Origin of the sequence: Collinsella sp. AM20-15AC (genome assembly GCF_003471405.1) — a bacterium.
Lineage (GTDB): Bacteria > Actinomycetota > Coriobacteriia > Coriobacteriales > Coriobacteriaceae > Collinsella.
Genome location: NZ_QRJA01000005.1, coordinates 86,247 through 104,424, shown reverse-complemented (window position 1 = coordinate 104,424; position 18,178 = coordinate 86,247). Strand labels below are relative to the sequence as shown.

At 57.3% G+C, this 18,178-nt stretch carries 15 protein-coding genes and 1 pseudogene; 7 read left to right on the top strand and 9 right to left on the bottom strand.

Annotated elements, in window-relative coordinates; genetic code table 11:
- The first annotated feature begins 5 nt into the window (after positions 1–5).
- The 3 genes and pseudogenes from rlmN to DW233_RS02940 all read left to right on the top strand — a co-directional run.
- Positions 6–902 (top strand): 23S rRNA (adenine(2503)-C(2))-methyltransferase RlmN, encoded by an 897-nt coding sequence (gene rlmN, locus DW233_RS02955; protein ID WP_370448030.1) that lies wholly within the window; start codon positions 6–8, stop codon positions 900–902.
- Between the two features lie 537 nt (positions 903–1,439).
- Positions 1,440–1,880: an RNA polymerase sigma factor gene (locus DW233_RS02945; protein WP_117553198.1), complete on the top strand. Its 441-nt coding sequence runs from the start codon at positions 1,440–1,442 to the stop codon at positions 1,878–1,880.
- Positions 1,861–1,938, top strand: a pseudogene (locus DW233_RS02940) (helix-turn-helix domain-containing protein); the annotation flags it as partial. The gene DW233_RS02945 and the pseudogene DW233_RS02940, both read left to right, overlap by 20 nt.
- 62 nt (positions 1,939–2,000) lie before the next feature.
- Here the strand turns inward: DW233_RS02940 and DW233_RS02935 are convergent.
- Both DW233_RS02935 and DW233_RS02930 read right to left on the bottom strand, forming a co-directional pair.
- On the bottom strand, positions 2,001–4,766 hold the full coding sequence (locus tag DW233_RS02935; protein WP_233547922.1) for an FtsX-like permease family protein: 2,766 nt from the start codon (positions 4,764–4,766) through the stop codon (positions 2,001–2,003).
- Positions 4,767–4,771: 5 nt separating this feature from the next.
- Complete coding sequence (locus tag DW233_RS02930; RefSeq protein WP_118266630.1) at positions 4,772–5,473, bottom strand: ABC transporter ATP-binding protein; 702 nt, start codon at positions 5,471–5,473, stop codon at positions 4,772–4,774.
- A gap of 271 nt (positions 5,474–5,744) precedes the next feature.
- Between DW233_RS02930 and DW233_RS02925 the strand changes: the two genes are divergently transcribed.
- Entirely contained in the window at positions 5,745–6,383 is a 639-nt protein-coding gene (locus DW233_RS02925) for a GyrI-like domain-containing protein (RefSeq protein ID WP_118266628.1), read from the top strand.
- 185 nt (positions 6,384–6,568) lie between these two features.
- A complete protein-coding gene (locus tag DW233_RS02920; RefSeq protein ID WP_118266626.1) occupies positions 6,569–7,804 on the top strand; it encodes a chloride channel protein in 1,236 nt (411 codons plus the stop codon).
- Positions 7,805–8,010: 206 nt separating this feature from the next.
- Here the strand turns inward: DW233_RS02920 and DW233_RS02915 are convergent, their stop codons facing one another.
- The 3 genes from DW233_RS02915 to DW233_RS02905 all read right to left on the bottom strand — a co-directional run bounded on the left by DW233_RS02915 (position 8,011) and on the right by DW233_RS02905 (position 11,528).
- Positions 8,011–8,589 (bottom strand): methylated-DNA--[protein]-cysteine S-methyltransferase, encoded by a 579-nt coding sequence (locus tag DW233_RS02915; protein ID WP_233547921.1) that lies wholly within the window; start codon positions 8,587–8,589, stop codon positions 8,011–8,013.
- A gap of 352 nt (positions 8,590–8,941) precedes the next feature.
- On the bottom strand, positions 8,942–9,967 hold the full coding sequence (locus DW233_RS02910) for an aspartate-semialdehyde dehydrogenase (protein ID WP_118266622.1): 1,026 nt from the start codon (positions 9,965–9,967) through the stop codon (positions 8,942–8,944).
- Between the two features lie 172 nt (positions 9,968–10,139).
- Positions 10,140–11,528, bottom strand: a complete 1,389-nt coding sequence (locus DW233_RS02905; protein ID WP_118266621.1) for an aspartate kinase — start codon at positions 11,526–11,528, stop codon at positions 10,140–10,142.
- 103 nt (positions 11,529–11,631) lie between these two features.
- Here DW233_RS02905 and thrC point away from each other — a divergent pair, with 103 nt between their 5' ends.
- Together thrC and thrB are read left to right on the top strand one after the other, a co-directional pair.
- Complete coding sequence (gene thrC, locus DW233_RS02900) at positions 11,632–13,149, top strand: threonine synthase (protein WP_118266619.1); 1,518 nt, start codon at positions 11,632–11,634, stop codon at positions 13,147–13,149.
- A 203-nt stretch (positions 13,150–13,352) separates the two neighbouring features.
- Positions 13,353–14,234, top strand: coding sequence for a homoserine kinase (gene thrB / locus DW233_RS02895; protein WP_118266617.1), 882 nt, complete (start codon positions 13,353–13,355; stop codon positions 14,232–14,234).
- Positions 14,235–14,486: 252 nt separating this feature from the next.
- Here thrB and yihA read toward each other — a convergent pair whose 3' ends face one another.
- The 4 genes from yihA to DW233_RS02870 all read right to left on the bottom strand — a co-directional run bounded on the left by yihA (position 14,487) and on the right by DW233_RS02870 (position 18,002).
- Positions 14,487–15,077 carry a ribosome biogenesis GTP-binding protein YihA/YsxC gene (gene yihA / locus DW233_RS02890; RefSeq protein WP_006234871.1) on the bottom strand — a complete coding sequence of 197 codons (591 nt, stop codon included), beginning with the start codon at positions 15,075–15,077 and terminating at the stop codon, positions 14,487–14,489.
- Between the two features lie 38 nt (positions 15,078–15,115).
- Positions 15,116–15,856 carry a 5'-methylthioadenosine/S-adenosylhomocysteine nucleosidase gene (gene mtnN / locus DW233_RS02885; RefSeq protein WP_118266615.1) on the bottom strand — a complete coding sequence of 247 codons (741 nt, stop codon included), beginning with the start codon at positions 15,854–15,856 and terminating at the stop codon, positions 15,116–15,118.
- Between the two features lie 298 nt (positions 15,857–16,154).
- Positions 16,155–16,973, bottom strand: coding sequence for a pyruvate formate-lyase-activating protein (pflA, locus tag DW233_RS02875; protein WP_117716956.1), 819 nt, complete (start codon positions 16,971–16,973; stop codon positions 16,155–16,157).
- A 174-nt stretch (positions 16,974–17,147) separates the two neighbouring features.
- Positions 17,148–18,002, bottom strand: coding sequence for a DegV family protein (locus tag DW233_RS02870; RefSeq protein WP_118266611.1), 855 nt, complete (start codon positions 18,000–18,002; stop codon positions 17,148–17,150).
- Between the last annotated feature and the right edge of the window lie 176 nt (positions 18,003–18,178).

The following is an 18,178-nucleotide window of genomic DNA, read 5'->3' as shown; positions in this document are numbered from 1 at the left end:
TCGCGGTGACATCGTTTTTATGTCAACCTTGGTCTAACAGAGCCTTTCACAAAGAAAATCTATCAATATCAACAAAAAAAGTCTATAAAAGTAGCGATACTGAAAAGTATGTTTATGAATTGAAAGATAACAGGTATATTGAAACGGTTTTTATTAAACGGCGAGATGGTGGGACTGTTTGCGTAAGTACGCAAGTTGGTTGTTCTGTTGGCTGTATTTTTTGTGAGTCCGGACGCAATGGTTTTGTTCGTAATCTAACACCGTCTGAAATTGTGCAGCAGGTTGTATTGATACGTCAAAAAGTAAATCGTATCGTTTTTATGGGAATGGGAGAACCTTTATTCAATTACGACAACTTGATTGCAGCAATCCATATTCTTCGAGATAGAAATGGACTTAACTTTCCAACCGACGGCATTACCGTATCAACAGTTGGTCCAGTTAATCAATTAAAAAAATTGCGCGAAGAACATCTAAAAATTCAGTTGACAATATCTTTACATGCAGCAACACAGGCTGCGAGAAACTGTATCATTCCTCATATGCACATGTACGCTATTGAAGATGTTGTTAAGCAAGCATTGTCCTATTCTCAAAGGCATAATCGAAAAGTGGTATTTGCGTATTTGCTTTTACCAGGTATAAATGACCGTTCCTCAGATATAAGGCAACTTGCAAAATGGTTTAAGGGCAAAAATGTTATGATTAACGTGCTGCAATACAACCCGACGAGTAATTCAAAAATTAGAGCACCACAAAAACAAGAAATGGTTGCGTTCAAACATCAATTAGAGCAAACAGGACTTGAAGTTACCATGAGAGTTTCTCATGGTAGAAAGATTAAAGCAGCTTGTGGACAGTTAGCTAATACATATAATAAAGCCAAAAAACAACAGAAATAATTTAATTAAAAGAGCCAGACGCACAGACGCAGAGCCGATAATATGCAGTTTGAAATACTGCTGTTATCGGCTCTTTTTTGATTTTAATTTGTGCCCCCAATAACCATATTGGAGCAAAATCAGAACTGTTGCTTGTCGTTCTTTGATTTCCGCAGCAGCTTTGAAAAATCAAAGCCGCCGTTTCTTTTTATCTTCTAATGAAATGACGCGGTATCACTGTTAAAAGCGGCGGCTAAAAGGAGGTAGCCGCCATGAAGCACATACCCTATCGACAAAATCCGACGGTCATTGACACATCAAAAAAAGCCCGACCACCGCCGGGAACATCTCTACCCTTGACTATGAACTGTCTAATCATCTAAATACTGCTTACAATACCCATACGCCTGTCCGGGCTTTTCGGACAGGCGTATTTTGCTGCTCAAAAAATTTTTTGAAAAAATTTCAAAAAATCTTCGGCGTTTTTCAAAAACGCCGTATTGCCCCGCGAAAAGGGGGAAGCACCACCAACTTTCCAACGAGAAAGGAGGTGAGAATGTGGAACCTAATAGCAGGGAGTTTTACAAACAATGTGCTTTTCAGAAGTTTTGTAATACGGTGCTGCACAATGAAGCGTGTGACGCTCACAGGGAGCTGCACAGGCATAAGGCAAGGGAAGTCACCTTTTCCGATTTGCCCTTAGACGAAGCGCGGCAGCTTCATACCTTTGATGAATATTTCAAACGGGAAACCGCCGAAACCGTCTTTGAGAAAGCCGGGAAGAAAATCACGCCGAAGCTGCTTCTTGAAGCAATCCGTACTTTGCCGGAAGAAAAGCGCAAAGCCGTACTCCTGTACTATTTCGAGGGAATGAACGACACCGAGATTGCGGAGATGTTCAACACGTCGAGAAGCACGATACAGTACAGGCGGACAAGCTCTTTTGAGAAATTAAGAAAATATCTGGAGGAAAATGCTGATGAATGGGACGAATGGTAACGAACCCGGCTACCCGGAAAACGCCCTTATTCCCTATTCTGTCATTGTGGCAGCGACAATGGTTGTCCGGCGTTTGCCCAGATAAAACCTGCCAAAATAAACCTGTCCCTTTTTGGCAGGTTACTCGGCGCTCTTGAGGGCGCCGACCATGTCGATCTTGTTGAGGGTACGGTTGGTAGCGAGGTTGACGATAAATGTAAAGCCAAAGGAAAGTACCACGGCGAGCACGTAGCTCAGAGGCTCGACCTCGACGTCAAAGTACAGCGACGGCATCTGCAAAATGTAGGTAAAGCTCTCGGCCAGCAAGCCGCCCAGCGGTACGCCCAGTGCGGCTCCAATCGCCGTAAGAATCAACGTCTCCTTGTTGACATAATGGTGCACCTCGCCACGGCGAAAGCCCAGCACCTTGATGGTCGCCAGCTCGCGTTCGCGCTCCGAAATATTCGTATTAGACAGCGTAAACACCACCACAAACGACAGGCACGCCGCCATAAAGGTCACAAGCACCACGACCGAATTGATAATCGTAAAGTTTGCCTCATAGTTTTCCCAATGCTCGGCGGTACTCGACAGCGTAATCCACCCATCGCTCTTAAGACGGTTGGAAAACGCAATCTGATCGGCCGACGAGCCCTTAAGCAGCGCAAGGATGCCGTTGAGGCGCGCGCTTCGACCGAACGCGCGCTCATAGGTGCCCTGCGTCATGTAAAGCGTGTTGCCCAGATAGTTGAGCGAGATGTCGCTGACTTTGACCTTGGCAACATTGAGCGACGAATCTTGGACGTGAGCCGTGTCACCCGGCTTGATCCCCAGCACCAGCTGAGAGCTCTTGCTCAAATACACATCCCCGTCACGCAGGGTGAGCGGTTCTTTGGACTCATCCTCAAGGCGAACATAGTCGTCCAGATCGTTCGTGCGGTCATCGGGCACCACGATCAGCTGCACGGTCTCGCTCTTTCCGCCGAATGTAAAGGTGACGTTGTCGGTCATAATCGGCAGCGTCGAAGTCACGGTCACGTTGGAATCATTGGCCGCGCTGCGCTCATCGAGCGCCGCGCACGCCTGCGTAAAGTCATCGGGGTTGGCGACCGCCAGCAGGTCATAACGCGTGATATGTCCGTACTGCTTGGGCGAAAGCGCGACCGACGTGTCGCGAATGCCCATACCGCAGATCACAAGCGCGGTACAACCCGCGATGCCAAAGATGGTCATAAAGGCGCGCTTTTTGTAGCGGAACAGGTTACGCGCTGCCACCTTGTTCAAAAAGCCCATGCGGCGCCAGATAAAGCCAATGCGCTCGAGCAAGATGCGCGAGCCGGCGCGCGGGGCCTTGGGGCGCATGAGCGAGGCGGGGGTCTCGGCCATCTCGTGGCGGCAGGCGATAATCGTGGCGCCCACCACGCCCACGGCAAACAGCGCCACCGACACTAGTGACGACACGATGTCGTACGAAAGCAGCATCTGGGGCAGTGAGTACATGTCGTCGAACACCGTAAACAAGAACAGCGGCAGGCCCACGAATCCGATGATGTTGCCGAGTACGCCGCCAATCAGACACGCCCACAGCGAGTAGTCCACATATTTGGACAGGATACGCCCGCGCGAATAGCCGAGCGCCTTGTACAGACCAATGAGCGTGCGCTCCTCCTCGACCATACGTGTGGCGGTGGTGAGGCTGATGAGCACGGCGACGATAAAGAAGATGAACGGGAACACCGTGGCGATGGCCTCGATTGAGGAGCTATCGCTCTCGACGCTCGAGTAGCTTGCGATATTGTCGCGGTCTTGGATGTACCAGGTGCATTCGCCCAGGTCAGAGAGGTCGGCGCGGGCATCGGCAAACTGCTGGTCGGCGGCGGCACGGCGCTGGTCCAGGTCGGCTTGTGCCTGCGCACGCTCGTCACTGCCCTCGACCATACGGTCAATGTTGCCCTGCTCAATCCCAAAGAGCATATTCGCCTGACGCTCGGCCGCATCCAAGCTTGCCGGCGTGTCGACCGTCAGCTCCTGAGCGCGCGCCTTCTCACGCTCCTCGCGGATCTTCTCGATATTGCCCTTGACCTCATTGATCTTTGCCGTGTAGGCATCCGAATAGGAGTTGAGACTCTTGGCTCCCTCGACGATCACGTGGACCGCGGAGTAGGAAGAAGATGTCGCGGCATCCTCACTCACATAGAACTTGTAGTCCGCAGTCGAAGCAGCACGAAAGGCGTTGACGGTCGAGTCGGAGCTCACGTCGGTAGGATCGAGGACCTCGGCCGTAATGGTGTAATCGCCCGCGGCAAACTGGTCCTTGGCGCTTTGGTTGGACGAGCTCGCGTCATTGGCGACAAAGCTCACCGTATCGCCGATTTTCTTGCCTGAAGCCTTCAAAAAACGTGAGGTCACTGCCACTTCGCCCGAAGTCTCGGGCAGCTCGCCGCGCACCAACACCGGTTGGTCAATATTCTCCTTGGAGAGGCTCTGTACGACGACACGCTCGCGCGTCGTACCCACGGCGGTATAGGCGGTCTCGGTATAGATGCCCTCGGCCGTCTCGACGCCATCGACCTCTTGGATCGCAGCAAGATCGTCATCGGTCAGACCATAGGTCGACTGCACGTTGATGTCATAAACATTCTGCTGGTCAAAGTAAGCGTCAACCGAATCGCACAGGTCCTCGCAGCCCGCCTTAAGGCCGCACATCACGCTCACGCCAAGCGCCGTGATGATCACGATGGACAAGAAGCGCTTAAGGCTGCCGCGAATCGTGCGGTAGATGCCACGGCGAAAAACCGTCGGCACCATATCGTTTGAGCTTTGGGCGGTGCGGTAGGTCGTAAAATCCTGCTCGCGCTCCGCGTTCTGCGCGTCGCGGCGCCGGCTGTTTTGGCGGTCCTGGTCCATGGGCGCTACCACTCGATCATCTCGATCGGCACGGGATTTTGTTGGACCGTCTCGCTCTCCACGCGCCCGCTCTTAAAGCGAATCAGGCGATCTGCCATGGGCGCCAGCGCGGAGTTGTGGGTGATGATAATGACCGTAATGCCCTGCTTGCGGCAGGTATCCTGCAACAACTGCAAGATCTGCTTGCCGGTTTTATAGTCGAGCGCACCCGTGGGCTCGTCACAAAGGAGCAACTTGGGGTTCTTGGCCAGCGCGCGGGCGATGGACACGCGCTGCTGTTCGCCACCCGAAAGCTGTGCCGGAAAGTTGGCGAGGCGCTCACCCAGGCCGACCTGACAAAGCGTTTGCTCGGCATCGAGCGAATCGGGGCAGATTTGCGCCGCGAGCTCGACGTTTTCGAGCGCCGTCAGGTTGGGGACCAGATTGTAGAACTGGAAGACAAAGCCAACATCGGCGCGGCGGTATTCCACGAGCTGTGCCTCATTGGCGGAACTCACGTCGCGCCCGTCCACCGTTACGGTGCCGGAGGTTACCGTGTCCATGCCGCCCAGAATGTTGAGGGCCGTGGTCTTGCCGGCACCCGAAGCACCCAGGATAATGGCAAGCTCGCCACGCTCAACGGTAAAGCTCGCGCCGTCGAGCGCGTGAATGCGGGCATCGCCCTCGCCGTATGCTTTGATGACGTCTTTGAATTCGATATAAGCCATCGATCGGTTCCCATCTGGTCGGATAACTCTTTAGTATTACCCATTTCCCACCGACAAAAAAGGGACAGGTTTATTTTGGCAGGTTTTATATGGGGAAACGGCAGCTATAGATGAGGCGCCGGGGAGGCCGAGAAATCATCGACGGGGTCAGGCCGACCGCCAAACACAACGCACGCATCTCAATCTGTCAGCCAAATCATTCGAACAGCTGTTCGTTTCTATGATATGATTCAACTATCTAAGCAGGCCAATACGCAGAAAGGCGGCCAACATGGCGTTCGACTTTAAGAAGGAATGCAAGGAGCTCTACAAACCTGCAAGCAAGCCGAGTATCGTAACTGTCCCGCCTATGAGCTACGTTGCCGTTCGCGGAAAGGGCGACCCAAATACCGAAGGTGGCGAGTATCAAAACGCCCTGCCGCTACTTTACGGCATCGCCTATACCGTCAAGATGTCGAAGAAAGGCTCAAGAAGTATCGAGGGCTATTTCGACTTTGTGGTACCGCCGCTCGAGGGTTTCTGGTGGCAAGAGTCCCCGAGCGGCGACATCGATTATGTACGCAAGGACGATTTCAACTTTATCTCGTGCATCCGCCTGCCCGATTTCGTCACCCGAGATGACTTTGACTGGGCAGTCGCGGAAGCCACGACCAAAAAGAAACTGGACTTTTCCGCCGTCGAACTGCTTAAAGTTGACGAGGGCCTCTGCGTTCAATGCATGCATACCGGACCCTATGACAGCGAGCCGGCAACCGTAGACGCCATGCATGAATATACGACCGAGCAGGGCTATGCCCTCGACTTTTCCGACACCCGCCTTCATCACGAGATCTACCTCTCCGACCCACGCAAATGCGCGCCGGAGAAGCTTAAGACTGTGGTTCGTCATCCTATCAAGCGCGCTGAATAGCGTGGGGCGTCATTTCACGCGCTAGGTTTTAAGCCAGCCAACCAGCCGCCTCCTAGGCCGTCCGGTAATTATCTTGACGCGGCCCGTCGCATCTTATAAGTTTGTTTTGCTAAAGCTGGAAAGCCTCTCAACGATGCGCAACTCCAGCTCTTTTTCTATCAAGAGAGCAAGTGTCGGAAAGCAAAATGTCAGAAAGCAGCGCTTCGAGCAGAATCAAACGCCTGCTCAACACCTATAGCGGCCTCATGCTTATGGGTGCCGTCGGAATCCCTATTGGCATCATCGTCGGTGCAATTTGTGCCCTCTTTGGTCGCGTGCTCCTGGCAATCGGCGCCTTCCGCGACGAGCACATCACCCTGCTCCTTCCCTTCCTCGCCCTCATAGGCTTGGCCATCGTATTTGCCTACCGCACCTGGGGCAAAGGCACCGATCGGGGCATGAGCTTAGTATTCGACGTAGGTCACGGACGCGAGGACGCCATCTCCCCGCGTTTGGTGCCGCTCATTATGCTGAGTACGTGGGGGACGCATCTCTTTGGCGGTAGTGCGGGACGCGAGGGCGTAGCAGTGCAGATCGGCGCCACCGTCTCACATTGGATCGGCCGACGCCTACCTTTCCGCGACCCCGGCAACACGTTTTTGCTCATTGGTATGGCCGCTGGCTTTGCCGGACTCTTTCGAACGCCACTCGCCGCCACGGTCTTTGCTATCGAAGTACTTGTCGCAGGACGCATGGAATACCGCGCGCTGTTTCCCGCGCTTACGGCTTCACTTGCCGCAAGCATGACCTCCGGCGCCCTGGGGCTCGAGAGGTTCGAGGTCGCCGTTGCCGCCTCGCATGCGCTCGACCTCCCCGGTCTTGGACGGCTTGCGGTGCTGGGCGTCGCGTTTGGCATGGCGGGCGGCGCCTTTGCCTGGTGCCTTGCGCATGGCAAGACCCTTGCAGCGCGGCTGCTCCCCAACCCTTACATACGCGTTGCCGTTATGGGCCTTGCGCTGTCGGCGATTCTGTTCGTGCTATGGCAGGGGCGTTACTGCGGCCTTGGAACAAACCTGATATCCGCGGCACTGGGTGACAACGGCGAGCCGTCGATCATGCCTTGGGACTGGGCGCTCAAATTCGTACTCACCATCGCCACGCTTGCCGCAGGATATCAAGGTGGTGAGGTAACGCCGCTGTTCTCCATCGGAGCAAGCCTGGGTGTCGTGCTCGCCGGAATTCTCGGCATGCCCGTCGAGTTCTGCGCCGCGCTGGGATACGCCGCCGTCTTTGGCAGCGCCACCAACACGCTGCTCGCGCCCATCCTTATCGGTTGCGAGGTCTTCGGTTTCGGTAATCTGCCGGCGTTCTTTATCGTCTGCGTTGTGGCTTATCTGTTCATCATGGACAAATCGATCTACACCCTGCAAGAGCGAGCGTAGAAAGATGTCCAAGCAGGTGGTCTCAACCGGAAACGGCGTCCCACTCTGAGGCCGTATTCCGGGACACGGTTTCCGCTTGGGAAGCCATTCGGAAAGCGTGTCCCGCTTTAAAACGATATTCCGGGACGTGGTTTCCGTCTGATCCTCCATTCGAAAAGCGTGTCCCGTTCTATCGCGGCGTCTTGGCTATGCAAAGTGCTCGAACGTTATTCCTCGTACGCGCCCTCAAGCCAAAGCAGCCACTCCTTGCGATCAAGTCCGCCGGCATATCCGTTGAGCGATCCGTCGGCCGCCACCACGCGATGGCACGGCACGATAATCGAAATAGGGTTGCGAGCGACCGCAGCCCCCACCGCGCGAGGAGATACAACGGGCGCTTCATTTCCCGGCACACGATGTCGAGCCGCAACACGCTGGGCGATCTCGCCATACGTAGCGACCTCGCCACGCGGAATTGAAAGTAGCTCAAACCAAACCTCACGCTGAAACGCCGTGCCAATCATATGCAACGGCGGCGTAAACCGAGGTTCCTGCCCTGCAAAATAAGCATTCAACCAAGCCCAAGAACGCTCAAGCACCGAAGAAGCCGCGCCATTTGCCGGACTCACCGACAACATCCCACCGGTACCAGAAACCGCATCGGCACCTACGACATACTCCGCATCCTCTTTGAGCAGCGTAGAGCCAAAGTGCTCCTGCCCCTCAAACCAAAGCCCCGTCAAACCGCGGCCATCAGCGGCAAGCAAGATTTCGCCCAAAGGCGAGGCAAATGTCGTCGTGACCACCAGCGGCTCCTTTCAAAACTCCGCAACATAATACCGCGAACTGTGCAGACAACCCCAATCGACCCCAAAGTCACCCAAGGCAGCAGGCGCAAAGCGCCGAGGCCGCCGCCGGGACCAGGGCCCGCAACAACCACGTGCCCCCACATCAGCCCAGCGGCCCCAACCAACAACGGCCCCATCGTGGGCAGCTCGCAGCAACGTCACCGCAGGCGGGGGCCGGGCTTGGTTTTCAGAACACTCCGCAGACCAGTGTGGCGCCTTGTCCGCGGCTCCGAAGGAGCAGGACAAGGCGCCACACATGGTCGAGGACGTTCTGAAAACCAAGCCCGGCCCCCGCCGGACAGGTCAACCGCTACTCGCAGAGCAGCTTAGCGATCTGGACGGCATTGGTTGCCGCGCCCTTACGGATTTGGTCGCCGCAGCACCAGAAGGTGATACCGCGCACGGCCTCGGGGTTCGAGATGTCGCGACGCACGCGGCCGACCCAAATCAGGTCCTGGTCGGACGTATCCATCGGCATGGGGAAGCGATCGTGCGCATCCTCGGCGCTCATATCGTCAACCAGCTTCACGCCCGGAGCGGCAGCCAGCGCAGCACGGGCCTCCTCAACCGTAATGTCGCGCTCAAACTCGAGCGTAATGCTCTCGGAGTGCGAACGCAGCACGGGCACGCGCACGCAGGTGCAGTTCACGCGCAGCTCGGGCAGATGCATGATCTTGCGGCCCTCGTTTTGCAGCTTCATCTCCTCGGAGGTAAAGCCCTCCTCCTTGACACCGCCAATCTGCGGAATCAGGTTGCTCGCGAGCTGGGCGGCAAAGGCGCGCGGCTCGGGAATCTCCTCGCCGCGGCCCAGGGCGGCCAGCTGAGCCTCGAGCTCAGCCATACCGGGAGCGCCAGCGCCCGAAGCCGCCTGGTACGTCGAGACGATCATGCGCTTCACGCCGGCGAGCTGATGCAGCGGCCACGTAGGAACTAGGCCGATGATGGTCGCGCAGTTGGGGTTGGCGATAAGGCCGTGATGCCACTTGATGTCGTCGGCATTGATCTCGGGCACAACCAGCGGCACCTCGGGATCCATGCGGAAGGCGTGGCTGTTGTCGACCACGACGGCGCCGCGCTTGACGGCCTCGGGCAGCAGCTCCTTGGCGATATCGTCACCGGCAGCGCCGAGTACGATGTCGCAGCCCTCAAAGGCCTCGGGGCAAGCCTCTTCGATCACGATCTGCTCGCCGTGGAACTCAACGGTCTTGCCCGCGGAGCGTGCACTTGCCAACAGCTTGAGCTTGCCGACCGGGAACTCCTGCTCGTTGAGGCACTCGAGCATCTGGGTGCCCACGGCTCCCGTCGCGCCCAAAATAGCAACCGTGTACTGTTTCATGCTTCCCCCTTTAAAGGTTGTGGCTTTTGCCCGCACGCCGAGCAGGCCGATTATTGTTGCCAGTGTATACAAGAACGGGGCGGATACAAAACCCGCCCCGTCGAAACGAAACCGAAACGAAACGCCCGACAGTAGATTTTTGGGACATCCTAAAAATCTACCGGGATGGTAACTACTTGTGGAGGGCTGCCAGGGCGGGATCGGCCGGCGCGGGAGCCTCCAGGTCGGAGACCTTCACAATGCCGTTTTCGTCGGAGAAGGCACGGTAAATGGTCTGAATCGCCAGATCGAAGTCCTTCTCCTCGACACCGATGATGATGTTGATCTCGTCACAGCTCTGCGAAATCATACGCACGCTCACGCCAGCCTGGCCAAGCATGCCAAACAGGTGGCCCGAGATACCGGCGCGGCCGCGCAGGTTACGGCCGACGGTCGCGATAAGTGCCAGACCCTCGACAACCTCGATCTCGAGCGGCTCGACCTCCTGCTGAATGTCGCCTACGAGCGAGTACAGCGAATCGCGCACGTCCTGCTCCTGCACCACGGCGCCAAAGCGGTCGACACCGGTGGGCATGTGCTCGACGGAGACATCATAGCGTTCGAAGACCGAAAGCGCACGGCGCATAAAGCCGACGCGCGGCTTGGTACGGTCGCGGGCAACGTTGATGGCGACAAAGCCGCGCTTGCCGGTCACGCCGGTAATGATGGGCTCTGCCTCGCCCTCGTCAGCCGTCTCGCTAATGATGGTGCCGGGGTCCTGCGGCGCGTTGGTGTTCTTGATGACCAGCGGAATGCCCGCCTCACGTACGGGGAACACGGCCTCCTCGTGCAGGACACTTGCACCCATGTACGAAAGCTCGCGCAGCTCCTCGTAGGTAACGCGGGCAATGGGCTGAGCCTCGGGAACAATACGCGGATCAGCAGAATAGAAGCCCGAAACGTCGGTCCAGTTCTCGTACAGGTCGGCACCAAGGCATTTGGCCAGGATCGAGCCGGAAATATCGCCGCCGCCACGATCGAGTAGCTTAATCTGACCCTCACGCGTCGCGCCATAGAAGCCGGGCATAACAAAGCCGCCCTGCTGACCGTACTCCTGCACCAGCTCGGAGGTGCGGTTCATGCTGAGCGTACCGTCGTGATGGAACGCCACGACCGTCGCGGCGTCCAGGAACGGCAGGCCCAGATACTCGGCCATCAGGCGAGCGGTGAAGTACTCGCCACGACTCACGAGCTCCTCGGTGGAGTAGCCGCCTGAGCGGGCGCGCTCGGCAAAGGCCGCAAACTCCTCGCGGATGGGATAGGTGAGCTCCAGCTCGTCAGCGATATCAAAATAGCGCTGCCCAATGTCCTCGAGCAGCTCCTCGCACGACACGTGGTACTTAACGTGCGCGTTGACCAAGTAGAGCAGATCGGTCACCTTGGTGTCGCCCTTAAAGCGGCGACCGCAGGCAGAAACCACCACAAAACGGCGGGCCGGGTCGGCATCGACAATGGCCTTGATCTTCTTAAAGTGTTCGGCGTCGGCGACCGACGAGCCGCCAAACTTGGCAATTTTTATCATGGGCTTGAGGTTACCTTTCTAAAAGCCTCTGCAAACCTGTTTTGCGCGCTCTGATACCATGGTTTCACCGATTGGGACCAAGGCATCCGAGGAGCAGTGTTATATGGGAACTTATCATAGTACACGAGGGCGCACTTTATCGTGCTCAAGTAAGGTGGCAATCCGTACCGGCATCGCTCCCGACGGGGGTTTGTTTGTCTCGGACGAGCTGGGCACCCAGCAGGTCGATATCAGCTCGCTTGCAGATAAATCGTACTTTGAAATCGCTCAAGATGTGTTGGGAATGTTACTGAATGATTACACAGACGAAGAAATTTCGGCCTGTGTGAATGAGGCATACCGCGGCACGTTTGCGAGCGAAGAGGTCACGCCGCTCGTCAAACTCGACGCCGCACCGGGCGCCGACGCCCCTCAGACCTATGTGATGGAGCTCTTTGGCGGCCCCACGAGCGCCTTTAAGGACGTCGCCTTGCAGATGCTCCCCCGCCTTATGGCCCGCACCTCTGCCAAGGACGGCGGCGCCGAGCGCATCATGATCGTCACCGCCACGTCGGGAGACACCGGCAAGGCCGCGCTCGCCGGTTTTGCCGACGCTCCGGGCACGGGCATCACCGTCTTTTATCCCGAGGGCAAGGTCAGCCGCGTCCAGAATCTGCAGATGTCCACGCAGGAGGGCGACAACGTCGCCGTCTGCGGCATCCGCGGCAACTTTGACGACGCTCAGAGCGCCGTCAAGCGCATCTTTGCCGATAAGGAGCTTGCCGAGCGTCTAGAGGCAGCCGGCACGGTGCTTTCGAGCGCCAACTCCATCAACGTCGGCCGTCTGGTGCCGCAGGTCGTCTACTACTTTGCCGCCTATGCGCAGCTGCTGCGCGCCGGCGCTATCGAGGCCGACGACGCCGTAGAGTTCTGTGTGCCCACCGGCAACTTTGGCGATATCTTGGCCGGCTACTACGCCAAGCGCATGGGTCTGCCCGTCGCCAAGCTCGTCGTGGCGAGCGACAAGAACAACGTGCTTGCCGACTTCCTGACCACCGGCGTTTACGACCGTAACCGCCCGTTCTTCACGACCATTTCACCGTCGATGGACATCCTTATTAGCTCCAACCTGGAGCGCATGCTCTACTTCCTGTCCGACGGCGACTGCGAGCTCGTTGCCGGGCTTATGGAGCAGCTTGCCCAGACGGGTCGCTACGAGGTTCCCGCCGACCTGCTGGCCAAGATCCAGAGCGTGTTTGGCTGCGGCTGGGCCAGCGAGGACGAGGTCCGCGCCGCCATCAAGAGCTGCTGGGATGCGAACGGCTACGTGATCGACCCGCACACCGCTTGCGGCTATCACGTCTTTGAGCAGGTCGCCCCCGCCGAGGGCGCCAAGGCCCGCGTGCTGCTTTCGACCGCCAGCCCCTACAAGTTCCCGCGCGCCTGCTGCGACGCCCTGGGCCTCAACGTTCCCGAGGATGATTTTGAGGCTATGCGTGTGCTCGAGCAGGCCACCAACACGGTCGCCCCGACCCAGCTCGCCGAACTCGAATCCAAACCCGTCCGCTTCGAAGACGTCTGCGACGTCGATGAGATGGCAAGCTACGTCGAGTCCGCAGCAAAACGAATGAGCACCAACTAAACCCCTTATTAAGCGCCGGCGAAAGCCGGCGCACCTTCTTTTATCAGATACCCACCGGGATGATGACGAACGCGCACAGCGTGCCTGGCTGTTTAGTTCGTCGCGAGTTCCGCACGCAAAGGAAAGCACTTAATGTGCTTTCCGTCTTGCGCAGGACTGCCCGAGCAGCGAACTAAACAGCCAGGCACGCCAGGAGGACTCACATGATCAAAATCACCGTCCCAGCGACGAGCGCCAACTTGGGCATTGGCTACGACACCCTCGGCATGGCCGTCAGCCTCTACTCGCACTTCACCTTCGAGCGCGCCGACAAACTAACCATCACCGGATGCCCCGAAGAGTTCCAAAACGAGAACAACCTGGTCTACGTGAGCTTTGTCGATGCACTGGCCGCGTGGGGCGAGCCGGCTTTCCCCGTTGCTATCGACATTCAGACCGACGTGCCCGTCGCCCGCGGCCTGGGTTCCAGCTCCACCTGCGTCGTCGCCGGCATCATGGCCGCCGCCGCACTGACAGGCCACACCGTCGACCGTGCCGAGCTCGTTCGCATTGCCACCGAGGTCGAGGGCCATCCCGATAACGTCGCCCCTGCTATCCTGGGCGGCGCCGTCTGCTCCTTTACACCGACCGATTCGCTCCCCCAGTGCCTGCGCTACGAGGTGAGCGACAAGCTTCGTTTTATTACTGTGATTCCGCCCTACGAGGTACATACGAGCGAGGCGCGCAAGGTCGTGCCGCAGGAAATTCCGCTCTCCACCGCCGTATGGCAAATGGGCCGCATCGCCGGCATGACGCGCGGCCTGGAGACCGGCGACCTTGACCTGATTGCCGCCGCCAACGACGACCGCATCCAAGAGCCGTATCGCCGTCGCCTGATTCCCGACTACAACGCCGTGCGTGACACCTGCCTTAACGGCGGCGCTAAGACCATCTGGATCAGTGGCTCGGGCTCGACCCTCATGGCTGTAACCGACGACACCATCGTGGCGAAGTTCCTGCAAGTCAAGCTGCGCGAGCAGTTCCCTAAGTGTGAGACGCATATTTTAACGTGCGACACGGAAGGCGCCCAGATCGAATACCTGTAGTCGCCGTCCCGTATACCCGCCGGGGAGGCCAGGGGCTTTGCCCCCAAATCGTCCTCGGACATGACAGGACCCCCGCTACGCACTTCGTGCGGCGGGGGTCCTGCCGTCCTGCGGAAAGATTTGGGGGCAAAGCCCCTGGCCTCCCCTACGTTAACTTCGCTGGCGGCGGCTACAGGGACCTACACTCTGGAAAGTCGCCGGGCTGATAGTTGCTTTTTATTGATAGGGTCTCTTGCTAGGTTGGGGCACTTATTAGAGGCAGGCTTCGGCAATGCGCTTTTTGAGTTCGTCGATGCCGGTGCCGGTCTGGGAGCTTGTGATAATAACGTTCTCGGCCGGAACGTTGAGCTGCTTTTTGATGGCTGCCGCTTGGCGTGCCTGCTGGGTGCGGCTGAGCTTGTCGGCCTTGGTGAGGCAGACGATAAAGTTGAACTCGTTGCCCTGCAGGTAGTCGATCATGTCATGGTCGAGCTTGCTCGGGTCGTGGCGAATGTCAACCAGCGACACGACCAGGTTAAAGCTGCGCTCGGAGTCAAAGAAGTCGCCAATAAGCTCGGCCCAGCGGTCGCGCTCGGCCTTGGAGCGACGGGCGAAACCGTAACCCGGCAGGTCCACGAAATGTACGTCGTCGGCCTCAAAGAAGTTGATGTTGCTCGTCTTGCCCGGCGTACTCGAAACCTTGACCAGGTTCTTGCGGCCAAAGAGCTTGTTCATAATCGACGACTTGCCCACATTGGAGCGGCCCACAAAGCTCACCTCGGGACAGGTGGACTCGGGAATCTGCGAAACCTTGCCGTAGCTGGCGACGAACTTGGCAAGCTGGTAGTTAATGGAATCGGCCATGGACACTCCTTGGTCGTAGGTTCTTACAAAAGAGCGCGCTATTGCGCAGCGGCAATGCGGCGGACGATATCGAGCGTGATGTCACTTGCGACACGCGCATACTCGAACAGATCGAACTCTCGATCGCAAATTGCATCGTACGCCTCGTCACAATTATCGCTGATAGCGCGCAACACCAGGCAATCGACACCATTTTTGGTTGCGACATGGGCAATTGCCGCGCCCTCCATGCCGACACAATCGGCATGCGTCGCCTCGATAGCGTCGTTGCGCATGGCGGCGCCCGTCACAAAGCGGTTACCCGTGGCAATCGTGCCGACCAGGAACTGCTTGGTGCCCTCGTTCGAAGCGACTGCATTTGTCGAAGCGTCAACGAACCCACGCTCAGCAAGCACGTCGACGGCAATATCGACCAGCGCGGGCGTCGAACCAAACTCCTCAAGCCCCGGTGCAGACTCGGCGATAAGCGCGGTATCGGTATCCAGATAGCGCAGGCGTTTGCCAATGACCACGTCGTCGATATGGAGCTTGGGGTTCAAACCGCCCGCAATGCCCGAAAACACAACAGCCTGCGGAGCATACTTACTAATGAGGTGCTGCGTTGCAGCGGCGGCGTTCACTGTGCCCATGCCCGCCGTTGTGGCGACAACTGTCAGGCCGTCGAGCTCACCGCTCACGACGGTCAAGCCTGCCTCCCGCGCCTCGCAAACGTCACTCAGCTCTTCCTTAATCTGCATGATCTCTTTTTCGAGCGCACCGATAATCGCGATGGCAGCCATACCATTCCCCAAACCTATACGAAATTCTCAACCAAGGTATGGTACCAGCATTTTGTTTGACCTCGCCAAACGAACACGCTAAGCCAGCGCAGCTCGCGTATCAAACAGAGCCTTTGCAATCGCAGCCGTAACCTCGCTCGAGTGGTCGCTCCACGACATCAATGTCATGATACTCATAACATAGCTATGGCCGTCGACTTCGATCAGTCCGGCATCGCATGTCGAATAGTAACCATCCTCGCTAATCCAGCCCGCCTTGTTGCGCATCTTAAAGGGTAGTCAATTTGGGACGGGCTTGTTAGCCGATGGCCGACCTGAGCTCCGCACGGCGCTTTTTCATGCCGGCCATGACGGCGTTGCGCAGCTCGGGCATGCGCGCGGTATCCATCTGGGGCACGCCCTCGAGCTTATAGGGAATACCCAGCTGCTCGTACTTGACGACACCCATCGTGTGATACGGCAGCATTTCCAGGCCCACCACGTTGTGCCATGGAGCGATCAGGCGACCGAGCTTCTCGCATTCCTCCGCCGTGTCGGTGATACCCGGCACCACCACATGGCGAATAACAACCTTAATCTTGCGATGGGCAAGCTCATCGCCAAACGCCAGGATGCGCGCAGGATCGCAACCGGTCAGCTTTTTATGCTCAACCGGATCGGCATGCTTGATGTCGAGCAGCACCATATCGGTCTCGTTGAGAACAGCATCGAACTTCTCCGGATGCTTGGGATCAAATGCATAGCCACAGCTATCTAGGCAGGTATGCACACGGCCATCGGGATTGTTGTGCATTGCACGGAACAGGTCGGCCAAAAACTCGGGCTGCAGGAGCGGTTCGCCACCCGAAACGGTAATGCCGCCGCTACGGTAGAACTCATGGTTGCTCTGGAACTCGTCCATGAGATGCTCGACGGTCACCATCGTGCCGCCGTTAACAGACCAGGTATCGGGATTGTGGCAATACGCGCAGCGCATGGGACAGCCCTGAACAAACACCACAAAGCGGATGCCGGGTCCGTCGACCGTTCCCATCGTCTCGATCGAATGCACGCGACCCAGGGCATACGCAGAGTCCTCGGGACGAGCGTCCACACCCTCAAGCGTCATTTCTGCCATTCGCGCTACCTTGCCTCTCCTTGGATGCAACCAATTAAAATGCCAGAGCCATTCTAGCCCATGCGTTTGCGTTTAAACGTCTCGGACTAGAACGGCACGTTTTAATCTATCCCCCATCACCATGGCTGGGGGGCTACGTCGAGATGTCAGGCTGGAGAACGCTCGCCTGCGGCCTTACGCCTTGAGCGTGAGCACCGCACCGAAGGCGGTCGGGCCGCAATGGCTCGAAATGACGCCGCCAACCTGAGTCCAGGTAACGTCCTTAAATCCCAGATCGTGCGCATAGACTTCCATGTCGTCGCGCAGCTCCTCGGAAAGACCCACCGAATACGCCAGGCCAATGTGTGAGTAGTCAATCTCGCCCTTCGCAACCATGTGGTCAAGAAAGGCACGGGCGCACTTGAGCATACAACCGCGGAACTTCTTAGTCGCCACGAACTTACCGCCCGTCACCTCGATGCAGGGCTTAATCTTGAGCAGATGGGCGCCTAGGAACGCGACGTTGGACAAGCGACCGCCGGCCTTAAGGAAGGCGAGATCGGTTGGGACAAAGCCCAACAGCACGCGGTCCATCACCGAATTGGTGAAGGCGAAAATTTCGTCAACGGTGGCATCGGGGTGAGCCTCGATGTATTTGGCAGTCTCGACGACAACGAGCGACTGGCCTACCGAGACAAAGCGCGTGTCCATGGAGAACACGTAGTCGCGCCCCTCCGCTGCAATCTTCGAGGACTGATGCGAACAGGTCGTGGCCTCGGAATATGCAAGATGCAAAATGGTCGCGTCGGGCTGCTCGGCATGAATGCGGTCGTACACGTGAGCAAAATCCGCAGGCGAGCAGCCACTGGTCTTGGGCATAACGCCAAACTCGTTACAGCGCGAGTAAATCTCGAGCGGATCGATCGAGCCGTCCTCGACGGTCTCGTCACCAATCGTGACATGCATAGGCACGCGCACGATGCCGTAGCGCTCGCAGAGCTCCGGCGTCACATCCGACCCAGACTCAACCACGATTACGTACTTGCCCATTATCATCACAACCCATCTCGACGTTGGTTATTTATTACGCGCGCACGCCCGTCGCCCAATTGAACAACGACTCCCAAGCACCAGAGAGACGCCGCCCTTCGCCACAACAAAGGACAGCGTCTCCCTGAAATACTCCGTGCTTGCATGAGATTCTACACGGTTTGGTAATGAGTGTT

Coding starts and splice junctions, on each gene's coding strand:
- thrB (WP_118266617.1), top strand. CDS start 13,353: ATGATCAAAATCACCGTCCCAGCGACGAGCGCCAACTTGGGCATTGGC.
- DW233_RS02905 (WP_118266621.1), bottom strand. CDS start 11,528: ATGATAAAAATTGCCAAGTTTGGCGGCTCGTCGGTCGCCGACGCCGAA.
- thrC (WP_118266619.1), top strand. CDS start 11,632: ATGGGAACTTATCATAGTACACGAGGGCGCACTTTATCGTGCTCAAGT.
- pflA (WP_117716956.1), bottom strand. CDS start 16,973: ATGGCAGAAATGACGCTTGAGGGTGTGGACGCTCGTCCCGAGGACTCT.
- DW233_RS02935 (WP_233547922.1), bottom strand. CDS start 4,766: ATGGACCAGGACCGCCAAAACAGCCGGCGCCGCGACGCGCAGAACGCG.
- DW233_RS02920 (WP_118266626.1), top strand. CDS start 6,569: ATGTCAGAAAGCAGCGCTTCGAGCAGAATCAAACGCCTGCTCAACACC.
- mtnN (WP_118266615.1), bottom strand. CDS start 15,856: ATGGCTGCCATCGCGATTATCGGTGCGCTCGAAAAAGAGATCATGCAG.
- DW233_RS02910 (WP_118266622.1), bottom strand. CDS start 9,967: ATGAAACAGTACACGGTTGCTATTTTGGGCGCGACGGGAGCCGTGGGC.
- yihA (WP_006234871.1), bottom strand. CDS start 15,077: ATGGCCGATTCCATTAACTACCAGCTTGCCAAGTTCGTCGCCAGCTAC.
- DW233_RS02930 (WP_118266630.1), bottom strand. CDS start 5,473: ATGGCTTATATCGAATTCAAAGACGTCATCAAAGCATACGGCGAGGGC.
- DW233_RS02925 (WP_118266628.1), top strand. CDS start 5,745: ATGGCGTTCGACTTTAAGAAGGAATGCAAGGAGCTCTACAAACCTGCA.
- DW233_RS02870 (WP_118266611.1), bottom strand. CDS start 18,002: ATGGGCAAGTACGTAATCGTGGTTGAGTCTGGGTCGGATGTGACGCCG.